The sequence below is a fragment of the Shewanella sp. DW31 genome (assembly GCF_015767295.1).
GTDB classification, from domain to species: Bacteria; Pseudomonadota; Gammaproteobacteria; order Enterobacterales; family Shewanellaceae; genus Shewanella; species Shewanella oncorhynchi.
Genome location: NZ_JADWMP020000018.1, coordinates 55935 through 71887, shown reverse-complemented (window position 1 = coordinate 71887; position 15953 = coordinate 55935). Strand labels below are relative to the sequence as shown.

Sequence of the window (15953 nt, the reverse complement as noted above, 5' to 3'; positions counted from 1 at the left end):
TCCACTAAGTTGATTGTTTGAAACCCGAACAAAAATGCCTCTGATCTAGAGGCATTTTTTATCTGTCTTGAGGCTAAATTCTGACTAAGCTTTGGATGAAGTCTAAAGTTTACAACTGACGGATAGCTTGCTCGGCCGCTGGAAGAAAGATTTCGCTGACGATCATTTCATGCTCACCGTGATGGAAATAGCGGCGGCGTCCCCAGAGTGCATGTTCGACACTTTGATCTAAACTTTCAGCTAAGTGGGCAAGACGACTACAGGTTTCGAAACTGGCAACTTCGATTCTACCGGGGATGAAGTTATCTTGGCTAAACAGTAATTCACCTAAGGGGCGAGTACCCAAACTAAGGAAATCCATTTTGCGCTCGGCCATTAATTTTTCAGGGATCAAGGTTCTGGCAAATACCCAAGGTATCGAGTCGAGGCAAAGCAAGACTTCACGGATCCATACAGCACCTTGCTGGGGATATTCGCCCTCTAATGGAGCATGCAGTCCTTCGCCTAGTATCTTTACTTCAAATTGAGCGCAGCAAGTTTTGAGTTTTTGCGTTAGGCTGCCAGTGGCAAGCAACCATTCTTTCAAGGGCGATTTGGGGAGTTTGTCGGCTAGATCGGCTGAAAACCACTGAATAGATTCACCATAGGGAAAGCTTAAGCTAGTCACATTCATTAAATACTCGTTACAATATAAACAAACGTCGGCAGTCTAGCATGTCGCGACGCGAGCATATATACCCAAGCTACTTCCAGATACGGACACTGCATCTTCAGGTTGTTTGGGTATATACCCAAGCTACTTCCAGATACGGATACTGCATCTTCAGGTTGTTTGGCTATATAGATTGGGAAGTTTCTTCCATTACCATTATTGTTTTAGGGAGCCGTAAGTCGCTATGAAAAAATTACTCTCAGTCTGTCTTATCCTGTTTACAAGTGTTTTCAGTGTTTATGCGGCCGATGAAAAAGAAGCAGCACCTGCTGCAGCAACCCCACCTACGGGTGAGTATGCCTACTATGGTTTCGAACCCGAAATTGTCACTAACTACATTTCGAATCGCAAGAAATTGGGTTTTGTGAAGATTAGCGTTGAGTTAATGGTAAAGAGTCCGGATGATCTAGTGACAATTGAGCTCCATAATCCATTATTGCGAGCCGCAATTGTTGAAGTGTTAGGCAATCAATCGGAAGAGAAGATTAAGTCACTCACGGGTCGTGAAGAGATTCGTCGAGAGTGCTTTGAAATGGTCAACAACTTGATCACCAAAGAAGCTGGCAAACCCTTGATCGTAAACTTATTGTTTACCTCTTATCTGTACGATTAATTTACTGCCCCATTCCATGGGCTGACTCAGGTCGGCCCATTGCGTTACAAGAGCTATTATGTCAAAACCTGCCGTGAAACCCGTCCAATTAGTAACTGCGAAACGCCTAACGAGTACAGCCAACATTGGTCATGCAAAAACTAAAGCACCAAAGCAGGCTAGAACTGAGGTGAAAGGCAAAGCCAAGTCGGTCAAAAACAGGCCTAGTGCTGAGATTAAAAAAGCTTTGCATCCTCGAAATGTACACTTGAACGGCTATGATTTTCCGGCGCTGATGAGTTCATTCCCTAAGCTAAAAGCCTTTGTTCGACCCACGCCTTATGGGGCTTTATCGGTCGATTTTGCCGATCCGTTAGCAGTTAAAATCCTTAATGCGGCGCTATTGAAACATCATTATGGGATTGAATCTTGGGATATTCCTGATGGAGCGTTATGTCCTCCTATTCCCGGTCGAGTCGATTATTTACATTATTTAGCAGACCTTCTAGCCGAAGGCGATGATGTATTTGCTTTGGATAAAACTAGGGTATTAGATATCGGCACTGGCGCGAACGGTATTTATCCCATATTGGGTTGCCAAGTATACGGTTGGCAATTTGTCGCCTCGGATATTAATGCCCATTCACTCAGTAATGTGCAGAGTATTATTGAGCAAAACCCAGTGCTGCAAGGGCAGATAAGTTTACGATTACAGCCAAATGACAAGGCGGTCTTCAAGGGAATCATTCAAGCCGGAGAATGTTTTGCGTTAACCCTGTGCAATCCGCCATTTCATGCCTCTATGGCTGAGGCGAGCGAAGGTACAAAGCGTAAGGTGAATAATCTGCAGCTCAATCGGGGTGGCTTGGTAAAGGCTTCCCCTAAGCTGAATTTCGGCGGTCAAGCGGCTGAGCTTTGGTGCCAAGGCGGTGAACGACAGTTTCTAGTGACTATGATCCGTGAGAGCCAAATGTTTGCAGATCAATGCTTATGGTTTACCAGTCTAGTGTCGAAGAAGGAAAACCTGAAACCTTGTTATCAAGCCTTAGCGCAGTTGAAAGTCGATACTGTGAAAACGATTGAGATGCAGCAGGGCAATAAAATTACGCGGGTTTTAGCGTGGAGTTTCCAGTCAGCAGTTAAGCGCAAAATCTGGCACGGTGAACACTTAGCCCGTTAAGACTTTTGAGTATGACCCAATTAAGTACTGCTAACAAAACAGGCGCTAATGGCGCCTGTTTTTATTAAAGGTAAAAATAGCCACTGTTACTGCGGCTTTTCTTCCTTATGATCGCGACGGAATAACGCCCACTCTTCAATGGCTTCACCGCTGGGTAAGGTGCAGATCCCATGTTCACCTTCGGCGGTTTTCTCAATTGTTAATTTGCCACCAATGGAGACACAATACTCAGAGGCGGGATTGGCTATTTTTACTTGTTCAGTATCACTGCATCCGACTAATACCACACTCGCCAGAAGTGGAGCAGTAACAAGCAGGAATTTGATTTTCATAGACACTCCTTGGTGAGTTATTTTCGCCCTAAAATCCGCAGGATCCGTAGGAACAAGTTGATGATATCCATATACAAAGCGGCGGCGCTATCGATAGCATTATCTATGGTTTTAGGAATTTGATTCGCTCGTCCCCAGTCATAACCAATATAACCGCAGAAAATCAGCACGACTATCCAATCTAAAATGCCGTGGTGAGTATTAAAGATAAACACTTCAATCAGTTCTACGACGATAACGAGCAATAAAGCAATCGTGAGTGCGCCGGAAATTTTTTGGAAAAAGGCGGGGAAGAGTGTGCCTAAACACATCATGGCTATGGTCACTAGCCCTGTGATACGAATGGCTTCGGTCACCAATTCGGGATCGTATTGACTAACCACCATATTGATAATTAAGCCGAAAGGTACGACTACAAAGTTGTAGCCAATAAAACTGACAACGGGATTAGTCGATTTTTGGAATAGATAAATCCCAAAGAAACAGGAGGCGAAATAGCCGATAAAGAAAATCCAAGGATTAACATTGGCAATCGCCTCTGGGTCGATATTGGTGACCATCCAATAGTTAACGGCAAAACCCCAAATCAGCGTGAGGCCGATAACGAGGTTGTAAATACCTGCGCCAACTATGGGGTCGTCTGTGGTCATGCGGTCAAATACACTGTTTTCCGAATCCATATGTTTTCCTTGTGATTTCCTTATTTTAACGGGCCATTAAGCGGTGGCAATTAAGCTAGTGTAAATAAAGCCGTTTTTCAAGTGAGAACAACCTAAGCCTCTTCAGTGCCACAAACACTGCAGCGGGCTTGTTTCGGTAACTTCATCTCGCGAAACTCCATCGTCATCGCATCGATCATCAAAATGCGTCCCGCTAAGGTTTTACCCATGCCAGTGATCACTTTGATGGCTTCAACCGCCTGCAAACAACCTATCATGCCGACGACAGGGGCTAGGATACCCGATTCAACGCAGCTCAGTTGTTGCTCGCCAAATAGGGCGCTAAAGCAATGATAACAAGGCGTTTCGCTGTGATAATCGAACACAGTGACCATGCCTTCCATCCGAATTGCCGCGGCAGACACTAAGGGCACTTTATGCTTAAAACAGCTGAGATTAAGTTGCTCGCGCACACTGACATTATCGGTGCAGTCGAGCACTAGGCCGTGATCGGCGACTAGGGCGTCAATCTCATGATCATCTAATACTGCATTGATAATGTTGATCTTAATAAAGGAATTGAGCTGCATGAGGCTCTGTTTAGCCGATTCGACTTTAGGCTGGCCGACATTGGCATCTTGATGCAGCACTTGGCGCTGCAAGTTGGATAATTCAACTGTATCAAAATCGACCAGTGTCAGCTCACCAATACCCGCAACCGTGAGGTACTGGCTGGCGGCACAGCCCAAACCGCCAGCGCCTATCATCAGCACTTTGGCTTGTTTTAAGCGTTCTTGACCGTCGATATCCATAGCCTTGATGGATATTTGGCGGCTGTATCTTAAGAGTTCGCTGTCGCTGAGAATATCTTTTTGCACATTCATTGATATTTTCCTAGCAAAGCACGCTGTTAAATGGCTCGACAGTCACTTGGGTACCAGCGGGAGTATCACCTTGGAATTGCTCCAATAAAACGAAACAGTTTGCTAAGCTCATCGAAGTCAACATGCCAGAACCTTGGCTACCAGTAATGGCAACTTCAAGTTTACCTTGTGCATTACGGCTTAAAACGCCCCGTTGATATTCGACGCGGCCCGGTTGTTTACGCACAGGCGTGGTGAGCGTAGCGTCTAACATCAAAGGTGCAACTGGGGTTAACCCCTGCATCTTGTTCAGTATTGGCCAAACGAGTTTGTAAAACGTCACCATAGAAGACACGGGATTCCCCGGTAAACCACAGAATATCGCTTTGCCTATTCGGCCCATGGCAAAGGGCTTGCCTGGTTTGATGGCGAGTTTCCAGAAGGTAATTTTACCTTCCTCATCAAGAATTTGTTTAGTGAAATCCGCTTCACCGACCGACACGCCACCCGAGGTTAATACCATGTCGGCTTGGCTGGCGGCATGGCGAAATGCCTGACGTATGGCTTCAGGATCATCGGCAATCACGCCTAAATCGAGCCATTCCACGTTAGCGCGGCTGAGTAAACCTTGGATCGAGTAACGGTTTGAATCGTAAATTTGTCCTAGGGCTAATTCGCTGCCAACGGGACGCAGTTCATCGCCAGTGGAGAAAAAGGCCACTTTAAGCTGACGATAAACTCGCACTTGGCTAACACCAATAGTGGCCAACACCCCGAGTTCGGCAGCACCAATTTGAATGCCAGCACTGAGCACTTTAGTGCCTTGGGTGAGTTCTTCACCGCGGCAACGCACATTGGCGCCTTGCGCCCTAGGATGGCGGATATGAATAATCTCACCTTCAACCTCGGCTTCTTCCTGCATTTGCACTGTGTCATAACCTGTAGGCACAGGCGCGCCCGTCATGATCCGCACGCAGGTATTAGGTTTGGCTTCACCTTTAAAACCATGGCCAGCGAAGGAACTGCCGATAAGGCGCAATGCGGTCTGATTGGTTTGCGTATTTAAGTCGACAAAACGGAAGGCGTAGCCGTCCATAGAGGAGTTGTTAAAGGGCGGCAGGTCGATGCAGGAAGCTAAATCTTCTGCTAGGACGCGGCCAAGGGCATGGGGAAGCAATACGACTTCGGTGTCTGACACTGGGCTAACTTGCTCGAGCAAAAGGGGAATAGCTTGATCTGGATGCATTAAGCTAGGTTGCGAACAAGGATCGGCTGTTACGGACATTAGGGTCTGCCTTATATGCAATGGGTCGTAATGACGCTGAATGAATTTCCACCTGATTATGACTGGCTATTATGCCACGCTGATCTGGGATGGCTATGATTTGCATGTGAGTTTCTGTGATAGGTCAGTCAGTTTTTTCTGCCACTTTGGGCGATAACCTCGCTAGAAGTTACACAATTTACTGCACTAATTCGAGGGTTGAACGCGAGTCGATGAACAAATGAAAATCATTTTTATCAATGAATCATTAACTTAGCAAGAAATCCAAAGGTAAATTTTGTTGCTTTTGTCGACCCCCTTGATGACAATGTCCCCCATGATTCAGTTCGAATGCAAAAGAGGATTTACTATGCTGTCTGCAACTATGATCGAAAAGTTGAATGAACAAATTAATATGGAGTTCTTCTCCTCAAATTTATACCTGCAAATGAGTGCGTGGTGTGAAGATCAGGGATTTGAAGGCGCAGCTAAGTTTATGCGTGAGCACGCGGATGAAGAAATGGGCCATATGCGTCGTCTTTTCACGTATGTGAGTGAAACTGGTGGCTTACCTTTGTTAGGTGCGATTGCGGCGCCACAGTCACAGTTTGATTCTTTACTGGCGTTGTTTGAATTAACCTATGAGCATGAGCAGCTGATTACCCGTCAGATCAATGCCTTGGCCCATGCCGCATTTTCGAATCAAGATTACTCAACCTTTAACTTCTTACAATGGTATGTCGCTGAGCAGCACGAAGAAGAAAAGCTGTTTAAGTCGATTGTCGATAAGATACGTTTAGTGGGCGAAGATGGTAAGGCACTGTTCTTTATAGATAAAGATTTAGCTAAGCTAGCCTCTAAGGGGGGCGAAAGCATAATGAACGGTCAAGGCCAACCACAGGCTTAACCCGTTTTATTTGCCACAAAAAAGCAGCCTAGGCTGCTTTTTTGCTCTTTATCGTTTTATTTTTTATAAGCTTAGATATTCACGCATTTATTTTGATAGCCATCATTCAACAGTGCTGTGTGCTTGATGCGTAGCAAGGGAGTGATCTCGTTAAAGGGGAGCGGTTTGGAGATCAAATACCCTTGAGCGAAGTGACAACCTAAATCTCGTAGGAAGTGCCACTGTGCTTCGGTTTCTATGCCTTCAGCAACTAACTCCATTTCTAGGCTTTGCCCCATCATGACAATCGCTTTGACTAAGTTGGCGTTCGAGTTATTTTCGAGGGCATTTTCCACAAAGCTGCGGTCGATTTTAATCACTGAAATCGGGAATTTTTTCAGATAACTCAGGGAAGAATAACCCGTACCAAAGTCATCGATATAGATTTGCGAGCCTAAATGACGAATAGACTCGAGCGTGCTCAAGCAATGGCTGGCATCGCCCATCAGCATGCTTTCAGTGATCTCAATATGCACATTTCGTGGGTTAACGTGGTGGCGGTTGAAGCACTCTTGCAACACTTGGTCGAACCCCATACCGCGTGTATTGATACATTGGCGGCTGGAAACATTAATCGCGACATTGATATTTAAGCCACTTTTCTGCCATTGCCTCAGGTCATGCATGGCTTGGTTGAGCACCCATTCGCCCATAGGCTCTATCAATCCGGTTTCTTCGGCTAACGGGATAAATTGATCCGGCGGGATCAACCCAAGCTCGGGATCTTGCCAGCGGATAAGGGCTTCGACGCTGCAGACACTTCCGGTTTGCATATCCACGATAGGTTGATAATGCAGGGCAAATTCATTTTGTGCCACGGCACGGCGTAGACGTTGTTCTAACTCCATCCGGGCGAACATGGCTTGATTCATACCCGCGGTGAAGTATTTAAAATTGTTCCGTCCCGCATCTTTGGCTTGATACATGGCGGTTTCGGTATTGCGGGTGAGTGAGCCGGTATCTAACCCATCTTCGGGATAGACGCCAATACCAAAGCTGGCCGAAATCTGGATCTCGCGGTCATTTAAGTTAAATGGCATACCTAAGGTTTCAATGATTCGGGTTGCCATGTGTTCGATGGCGAGTTCGTTGGTCAGCCGTGGCAAGATAAGCACAAACTCGTCGCCACCGATACGTGCGATAAAATCGGTTTTCCCCGCAATGCCTTCTAAGCGCTTTGCGACATCTTTAAGTAATAAGTCGCCAGTGGCATGACCTTGTACATCATTGATATATTTGAATTGATCCAAATCAATCAGCAAGATAGCCAGCTTGCGAGAGTCATGCTGCGCCACATGGATTTCGTGCTGTAGTCGTTCATTGAACAGCTTACGATTAGGCAGCCCAGTTAACCCATCGAAGTTGGCCTGATACCAAAGATCCTGCTCATATTGCTTACGCTTACTGATATCCATAAATAAACCAATATGTTGGATTATTTTACCTTGCTCATTTCGCACCACAGTGATCGCTAGATACTCGGGATACACTTGGCCATCTTTGCGTTTATTCCAAACTTCACCCTCCCATTTCCCTTCTTTTTGTAGTGACTCCCACATGGCGGTATAAAAGTGCTTAGGATGACGGCTAGAGCTGAGTAGGGAGGGGCTGCGGCCTTTCACTTCTTCCAATGAATAGCCCGTAATGTGGCAAAAAGCGGGGTTGACCAGTTCAATATGGTTGTCGGCATCTGTCACCACTATGCCTTCGGCTGAATAGTCAAACACTGCTGCTGCGCGGCTTAGGGCATGGTTCGCTTTTTGCCGTTCGCTAATCATACGGTTCATGGCACGGGCCATGCGGGCGAGTTCATCTGTGCCTGAGACTTGGATATTAATATTGAGCTGTGGATCTGCTGCCATTTGCTGCATGTCATTGGCAATCTTAGTGATCTTATCCATAAAATTGCGGATGATCTTTTGTCCAAGCCAAAGTGTGATGCTCGCGGTGAACAAAGCCGAGAACAAGTATAAGCCGAGTAAGATTAAGGTGTGGTTTTGTTGATATTCGCTCTGCTGCGCCATGTTCTTGGTGATATTTTGCGCCAGCAAATGTAGTTGATTGATACGCTGAGTGGTGAGACCCCACCACTCCTGGCTATCAATAGGATGTGGCGGCATTAATAGTTGGCTCATCGCTTGGCTTAATTTGTCCTCGCTGGCAGGGACTTGCGCGATGGCTTTGATCTCCGTCATCGGCAAACCTTGCTGCTGCAGTTGCTGCAACTTGACCATGCTGAATTGGTATTGATTTATGCTGTCCTCAATGGTTTTCAGCGCTGCCTTAAATTCGGGTAGAGAACGAGTCTCGTGACTGAGTTCATCCAAATTAAGCTGAATCGTCGCAAGTGCTGCATTAAATTTTTGCAGTGAAATCTCATCGCCCTTAAGCAAATAGTCCTGAAAACTGCCCATTAAGCCACCGTAACCTAAGTAGGCATTAATATTTTGTGCCAGAGCGCTAATGCGAGTTTGTTGTTCAATTTGCTTGCTGATTTGCAGAATGCGTTGATTTTCTGGCGAATCTTGTAGGTTTTGTAGTAAGGACCTTCTATCGGAAATTGATGCATTACTTGCGTGCATCACGGCTCGCTCATATTCATACATGAAGGAGATTATGGTGCGGTAATCATTAATATTGAGTGATTTGCTGAGCAGTAATTGATTGATGGCACTTCGTTCTTTTACGGCCAACTCCTGCACCATTAGTAGGTTCAATAGATCGGTATAGGCACGGGACTGGCTGATTTCGTTGGTTTGTAACTGTAATAACTGAATGAGCTGCAAAAGCTGAGTGTGGAATTGATTATAGAGTTCCGTAAACTGACTCAGTGTTTCGTCTGTGTGGTTTTGGTGAACGTTAGCGAGTTTGTTGCCTGTGAGTTTGAGCGCATCCAACAATGCGTTCATTTTGTTTGCTTCAATACTTTTAGGGTCGAGCGCCTCCAGAAGATGTTCTAAAGGCTCACTGTTCAGTAATGCATCGAGTGCTTTTGATCTAGTCGCTTGTTGCTGTAATAGCACTTCATCGGTTGGTCGCTGATTTGTACTTAGACCATATTCGTTTTGCAACTGATAGAGTAGCTCAGTGATTTGTACCGTCGTTTGTACCGCAAGATGATTGTGCTTGGCCGAGTGTGATTCCTTTATTAAGTCATGCATGCGCGTCAGAATGAAAAAGCTCATCATTAATAATGGGACTAACGAAAACAGAATGAGCTTTTGCTTCAAACTGAGATGGTGTAGCGCTGACGGCATTAAAGATCACTCCACTCGTTCGCCTAGGCAGAAAAAGAAAATTCAACGTAATAACGTTGAATCCGAGTTACAACAAATAGGACTAGGCACAGGGTGAGGATATTTAACATAGGCGGCCAGCCACCGCGACCTTTAGTTTATGGATATCTAATCTAGGTCACGAAATTAAGCAAATTGTTATATATCATGCTAAGAGACTATTTTTATTAACCTATTTTGCACCTATCAAACAAGCATTTGCTTTGTCTGTGATGTGAAGCAGTATTTCATCATTCGAAAGAATGACTTGTTTAACTTTACCTTTTATCGGTTTTTTAGTGCATTAGGTGGAACGCGATTGTTAACGGTAAATCTACTTAAATAAAAAGGACGTTTGCCGCAGCTAAACGTCCTTCTATTTAAATCAATGCCCTAGATTCAGGCGATTGGCATGTTATCTAGCCGACATTGGCCAGCAATGATTTGCGATAAACGACAATATCTTCAATCGTTAACACGGGTATATTGTGCTGAGCACCGAAGGCAATAATTTCGGGCAAACGCGCCATAGTGCCATCGGTGTTAGTGACTTCACACAATACGCCAGCGGCTTTTAAACCCGCGAGTTGCATTAAATCAATCGTGCCTTCAGTGTGACCACGGCGGGTCAATACCCCACCCGGTTGAGCGCGAAGTGGATACACATGGCCAGGACGAGCGAGATCACTTGGCTTAGCGCCATCGGCAATCGCCGCTTTAATGGTGGTCACGCGATCGGCGGCAGAAACCCCTGTAGTCACACCGACTTTAGCTTCAATACTCACAGTAAACGCAGTGCCGTATTGGCTCGAGTTGTTTTCCACCATAGGGGGCAACTCGAGGGCTTTGACTTTTGCATCGGGTAAACACAGGCAAACAATACCGCTACATTCACGGATGAGCATGGCCATTTGAGCGTTAGTCAGCGTCTCGGCAGCGAAAATTAAATCGCCTTCGTTTTCTCTATCTTCGTCATCGACAACTAACACACCTTGGCCTTGACGCAGGGCATTAAGACCCGCTTCAACGCGTTCGATAGCAGTACCAAAAGGAGCAAGTAAAGACTGATTCATGGTTAATATCCTTAAATAAACGACATTGGAATATCCAGAATCAGGGCGTGTAGAAATACAACGTAATCAAACCCAATGGCTCGATTTTGCTGTAGCAATATCACTTCACTTGGGGTGAAGTTATTGCAAAACATGAGGCTAACACTGAGATACATCAGCGCGTTGCTCTGAGATACCACAATGTTGTCTTACATTCTCTTCCATCCGGACTCAGCACTGTCGCCATTAAAGCAAACAGTCCATTACCGTCGGCTCTGGAATAGTCAGTTTTGCACTAGGCAAAATCTAAGGCACCAGATCTGCTGACCCCGAAAGTGATTTCGGGCGCTCGCGGGCTTTGGGTGTCGCTCAGCAAAATAATCACTTAGTCGTTACCCATTTACCGCCGGTGGGGAGTTTCACCCCGCCCTGAGAATTTGCTTTTGAGCCATTTGCGCTCAAAAACGCGGTTATGTTGCTCTTATTTACCGCGAATGGCAACTTCTCGCGTTCAATGTTTGCGCTAGTGCACACCTGACCACTATCATACTGAACACATAAGCTAATTGACTTGCCGTCGCATTCTTCGACGGTCGTTATGGACGTCACAAGGACGTATAAATGCGCTCTCTGCTACTCACTTTAGGTATTGTTATGCTGTTATCCGCTTGTTCGACCTCCAAAGGGCAAGTACCTGCCCCAGTTGCTGAAAAAATTCCCCATGTGATGACTTTACATGGCGTAACGCGTACCGATGATTACTATTGGCTGCGTGATGATGAGCGCAAAGATCCTAAAGTGTTGGCCTATCTCAACGCTGAGAATCGCTATACCGCGGCTTATTTCAAACCATTAAAGCCGTTGCAAGATGGTCTTTATAAAGAGTTAACCGAGCGTTTAGTCGCCGATGAGTCGAGCGTGCCGTACCAATGGCATCTGCACAGCTACTATCACAGATACCAAGAGGGTAGCGAATATCCGCTGATCAGCCGTAAGGGCGCCGATGGTGTTGAGCAAGTGATGCTCAATGTTAACGAGCGAGCTAAGGGCCATGAGTTTTATGGTTTAGGCGGCGCCAGTGTCAGCCCAGATGAAACCATGTTGGCCTTTGGCGAAGATGTCCTAAGCCGCCGTGTATATCACATCTATTTTAAAGACTTGGCTTCGGGCGACATGATCACCGACGTGCTTGAAAATACCGAAGGTCGCGTAGTGTGGGCGAACGACAACAAGCATGTGTTCTATATCGCCAAAGATCTAAAAACCTTGCTGGGCTATCAAGTGTATCGCCACGAGCTGGGCACTAAGCAATCGAGCGATGTCTTAGTGTATGAAGAACAAGACGATTCATTTTATATCTCACTTGGCAAAACCTTAGATGAGTCGCAAATTGTGTTGTTCCAAGAAAGCACCACGACGAGTGAAGTGTCTATTCTCGATGCCAGCGAGCCTTTAGGTTTATTCAAGCCAGTATTAGCGCGGGAAGAAGGCCACGAATACAGTGTGTCTAAGCTGGGTGATACTTATTACATTCTCACCAACTGGCAGGCGACTAACTTCCGTTTGATGAAAGTCGCCATTAAAGATGCAGCGGATAAATCTAAGTGGCAAGAAGTGGTTGCGCATAATCCCAATGCCCGTATCGAAGACGAGTTAGTGCTCAAGGATTATCTGATTATTCAGACCCGTGAAAATGGCCTAACGCGGATTAAAGTGATGCCGCTCAATGGTCAAAAGCCCTTCGAGTTGAGCTTTGATGAGCCTGCTTATGTGATGGGTTTAGAGATTAATTCCCAGCAAGACAGCAATAAGTTACGCATTTTCTACTCCAGCCTAACGACGCCAGAAGCCGTATACGAATATTCGCTGGTGAATCCCGATAGACGTGATTTATTAAAACAAGATCAAGTCTTAGGCGGCTTCGATGCCAGCCAGTATCGTGCCGAACGGATATTTGTGACGGCCCGCGACGGTGCAAAAGTGCCCGTCTCTTTGGTATATCGCAAAGATAAATTCAAGAAAGATGGCACTAACCCTCTGTATCAATACGGTTATGGATCTTACGGTTACACAGTAGAACCCGATTTTTCTTCATCCGTTATCAGTTTGCTCGACCGCGGTTTTGTGTATGCCATCGCCCATGTGCGCGGCTCAGAAATGCTAGGTCGCCCTTGGTATGACAATGGTAAGCTGTTGAATAAGCAGAATACCTTCAATGATTTTATTGACGTAACAACGGCATTAACGGCGCAAGGTTATGGCGACAAAAACAAGGTAGTTGCCTCTGGCGGCAGCGCGGGTGGTTTGCTAATGGGCGCGATTGCTAACCAAGCGCCGGACAAGTATTTCGCCCTTGCAGCCCATGTACCTTTTGTTGATGTGGTGACGACAATGCTGGACGAGTCGATTCCGTTGACGACCAATGAGTACGACGAGTGGGGCAATCCGAACGAGAAAACTTACTTTGATTACATGTTGAGTTACTCGCCCTACGACAATGTCACCGAGCAAGAATACCCACACATGTTAGTGACGACTGGTTTGCATGATTCCCAAGTGCAGTATTTTGAACCCGCCAAGTGGGTCGCTAAACTGCGCGATGTACAGAATAAGTGGTACAAGATGGATGATAAGGTGTTGTTATTCAATGTGGATATGGAAGCTGGCCACGGCGGTAAGAGTGGTCGTTATCGCCAGTACCAAGACACTGCCCAAGAATATGCGTTCTTCTTGAGTCTATTAGGTATGGCGAAGTAGGTTATTCGCAAGTGACTGAATCAGCCGTCAGCCTAGGCAATACTGACAGAGGCGCTTTACAGCAACATGAGTCACTGGTGGCAGACACACTTGCCCCAGTGGCTAGCGCTGTCGCTACCAAAGATGCAGTGACAGAAGCTTCGCTGAATCTCGTACCATTAAATCCTGCACCACCGAAGCCTACACCCATAAAGTCAGCACCCCTCTGGTATTTGTATCTAGTCCGCTGCGCCAACGGGCATTTATACACAGGCGTCACCACCGACGTAGCGCGACGCTTTAGCGAGCATCAGTCGGGTGGCATTAAATCCGCTAAGTATCTGCGCGGTAAAGGTCCATTAACGCTGATGTATCAAGAGCCGGTTGGCAGTCACGGCGATGCACTGCGCCGTGAAATAGCAGTTAAAAAGTTAAGCCGTAGTCAAAAGTTGGTGTTGATTGAGTCAGGGCGTGGATTACTAGAGCGTTAACACTGCATCATACTTGTTCTGTGACGAGGAATGAGAGTAAGCACTGTCATTCCAGTGACTCGCCGTAAATATGTCCCTATAGGCTCGACGACGGCATCCATGCCGTCAACGGTCACTTCCATGTCAGTGCTTAATTCCGTTAACCACTGAGTATTCTGTTTGCATGTACATATCTCAATTCTGTCGTTACGTTGCAAAATTTAACAGCGAGTGTCTCGATAAACTCTGTTTACCTCGAATCAAATGTTAGAAAGTAATTCTGAGTTTTGGTTAGCATGTTGTTTTCTATTCTGATATATATCTGATTATTCGGATGTATTTGCTTGAATTTTGTAAAGGGTATCACTGATGGCATCATATTTTATCGAGGGTGCGAGGCGCTTTCTGTCTGACCATGAGCGAATTTTTTCAAACCCAAAAATTCAGGATTTTTATTGCGAATGGATACTACTTATTAGAGTTCGCGATAAACAATTTTTGTTGGCGGATATCCATGAGCTTGTTCATCATTACCCAAATGTTTATAAGGCATTTTTAGCAATTCAAGACTCAATAAATCTGCCGCATGAAAAGCTTTATCCAGAGCCATTGCAAAATTGGATTAATGCTGCTTTTAGACTTTGTGTGGATGTTTTGTGTGATGAAAACAAGGCCAATGTTGACGCATTGCTTCAGCACATCAATAGTGGCGGATATTACGAAGAATGCGTACCAAACTATTATCAACTTTGCGTAAAAGCTTATAAAAAAGTGAGCGAAGTATGCCGAAAGTATCCATTAGGCTCTAAAGAAATCAATCAAATAGTTAAGCACGCCTCAAACCTAACCGCTAGGGGCGGTCAATCTGACTCAGATAATCTTGCGAAAATTCTTAAATTGAACACTGATCTACTAAGTGAAAATGCCATAACAATACTTCATCTTGCCAAAAATAAGGAAGGGAAGCAGCTTGAGTTCAAATCTTCATTCGAGTATGACGTTAAATTGGAGTCAATAAAAAAGGAGCTTAAATATGAATGCACAAAGACGATAGCGGCCTTCTTGAACTCCAGAGGTGGAACGTTACTCGTTGGTGTTGATGATTATGGTAAAATTCTTGGATTACAAAAGGACTTATCTTATGTCGCTAACGTTCAAGACAACTTCCTTCTTAAGTTCAAAGATACTGTTTTCAACAGATTGGGGAGGGAAATTTCTAATTTGGTTGAATGGAGTCTTGTAGATGTTGGTACGAATTTGTTTGTGCTTATGGTTGATGTAAATCCTTCCCCATTCCCTGTTTGGGATAACAAAAGTTTTTTCATAAGGAATAATCCCTCAAGCGACCGCTTACTTGATGAAAGAGCATATAAGAGATATGTCAAAACTAGGTTTCCTGAGGAATTTGTCTCCGAATATATTGGTAAGTAGTAGCAGTTTATCTAGGCACCTATTGTTAAATTTTGACTCGAAAGTCAGTAATAGGCATTACTCGACTACCACTGGTGCGACTAATACATGAGCTGGCGAAAGCCTACAGTAGGCAAAGTTTGTCGAGACACCCATTGTTAAACTTTGCGCGTAAGCTATTGATCGTGGCTAACTTGCTTAAAGAGATATGACTGCTGAGATTGTTCGTTCGGTTTTCATGTCACGCTTAGGTGCTGTTTCAGACTAACAGAATACGATTTAGCTCGCGGAATTAAGCATTGTCATGAAAGTGACCGTTGGCGGCATGGCCGCTCTTTCACATCTAGGTGATCGCGGTATTTGCACTTCCGTATGCAGCAGATGACGCCGTTGAGCCTATAGGGACACTTCTTGTTAAACGAAAGTGCGGCGAGTTACTAGAATGGCAGTGCTTAATAGCTT

Annotated in this window: 13 protein-coding genes and 1 riboswitch; of the genes, 6 read left to right on the top strand and 7 right to left on the bottom strand. The window is 45.3% G+C overall.

Annotation, left to right across the window (positions count from 1 at the left end; all coding sequences use genetic code 11):
• Window positions 1–109 precede the first annotated feature (109 nt).
• Window positions 110–673: a chorismate lyase gene (locus GWI56_RS15225; RefSeq protein ID WP_131525672.1), complete on the bottom strand. Its 564-nt coding sequence runs from the start codon at window positions 671–673 to the stop codon at window positions 110–112.
• 223 nt (window positions 674–896) lie between these two features.
• Here GWI56_RS15225 and GWI56_RS15220 point away from each other — a divergent pair, with 223 nt between their 5' ends.
• A complete protein-coding gene (locus GWI56_RS15220) occupies window positions 897–1325 on the top strand; it encodes a flagellar basal body-associated protein FliL (protein WP_105250969.1) in 429 nt (142 codons plus the stop codon).
• 58 nt (window positions 1326–1383) lie between these two features.
• Window positions 1384–2484, top strand: a complete 1101-nt coding sequence (gene rlmF / locus GWI56_RS15215) for a 23S rRNA (adenine(1618)-N(6))-methyltransferase RlmF (RefSeq protein ID WP_198573366.1) — start codon at window positions 1384–1386, stop codon at window positions 2482–2484.
• 86 nt (window positions 2485–2570) lie between these two features.
• Here rlmF and GWI56_RS15210 read toward each other — a convergent pair whose 3' ends face one another.
• The 4 genes from GWI56_RS15210 to glp form a co-directional block, all read right to left on the bottom strand.
• Window positions 2571–2816 (bottom strand): DUF333 domain-containing protein, encoded by a 246-nt coding sequence (locus tag GWI56_RS15210; protein WP_131525670.1) that lies wholly within the window; start codon window positions 2814–2816, stop codon window positions 2571–2573.
• Between the two features lie 17 nt (window positions 2817–2833).
• Window positions 2834–3496, bottom strand: coding sequence for a Bax inhibitor-1 family protein (locus tag GWI56_RS15205; protein ID WP_113941267.1), 663 nt, complete (start codon window positions 3494–3496; stop codon window positions 2834–2836).
• 92 nt (window positions 3497–3588) lie between these two features.
• Complete coding sequence (moeB, locus tag GWI56_RS15200; RefSeq protein WP_198573365.1) at window positions 3589–4359, bottom strand: molybdopterin-synthase adenylyltransferase MoeB; 771 nt, start codon at window positions 4357–4359, stop codon at window positions 3589–3591.
• Between the two features lie 10 nt (window positions 4360–4369).
• A complete protein-coding gene (gene glp, locus GWI56_RS15195; RefSeq protein ID WP_168826933.1) occupies window positions 4370–5623 on the bottom strand; it encodes a gephyrin-like molybdotransferase Glp in 1254 nt (417 codons plus the stop codon).
• Window positions 5624–5972: 349 nt separating this feature from the next.
• On the opposite strand from glp, the gene ftnA reads away from it, so the two are divergent.
• Window positions 5973–6509, top strand: coding sequence for a non-heme ferritin (ftnA, locus tag GWI56_RS15190; protein ID WP_105250975.1), 537 nt, complete (start codon window positions 5973–5975; stop codon window positions 6507–6509).
• Window positions 6510–6580: 71 nt separating this feature from the next.
• On the opposite strand, the gene GWI56_RS15185 is transcribed toward ftnA, so the two are convergent.
• A complete protein-coding gene (locus GWI56_RS15185; RefSeq protein ID WP_198573364.1) occupies window positions 6581–9805 on the bottom strand; it encodes an EAL domain-containing protein in 3225 nt (1074 codons plus the stop codon).
• 437 nt (window positions 9806–10242) lie between these two features.
• The gene (ribB, locus tag GWI56_RS15180) at window positions 10243–10896 is read right to left on the bottom strand and encodes a 3,4-dihydroxy-2-butanone-4-phosphate synthase (RefSeq protein WP_105250977.1); all 654 of its coding nucleotides are present in this window, start codon (window positions 10894–10896) and stop codon (window positions 10243–10245) included.
• A 188-nt stretch (window positions 10897–11084) separates the two neighbouring features.
• Window positions 11085–11316, bottom strand: a riboswitch (FMN riboswitch).
• A 180-nt stretch (window positions 11317–11496) separates the two neighbouring features.
• Between ribB and GWI56_RS15175 the strand changes: the two genes are divergently transcribed.
• From GWI56_RS15175 to GWI56_RS15165, 3 genes are all read left to right on the top strand, one after another.
• On the top strand, window positions 11497–13632 hold the full coding sequence (locus tag GWI56_RS15175) for a S9 family peptidase (RefSeq protein ID WP_198573363.1): 2136 nt from the start codon (window positions 11497–11499) through the stop codon (window positions 13630–13632).
• An 11-nt stretch (window positions 13633–13643) separates the two neighbouring features.
• Window positions 13644–14102: a GIY-YIG nuclease family protein gene (locus GWI56_RS15170; protein ID WP_198573362.1), complete on the top strand. Its 459-nt coding sequence runs from the start codon at window positions 13644–13646 to the stop codon at window positions 14100–14102.
• A 348-nt stretch (window positions 14103–14450) separates the two neighbouring features.
• Window positions 14451–15512, top strand: coding sequence for an ATP-binding protein (locus GWI56_RS15165; RefSeq protein WP_198573361.1), 1062 nt, complete (start codon window positions 14451–14453; stop codon window positions 15510–15512).
• Window positions 15513–15953 lie beyond the last annotated feature (441 nt).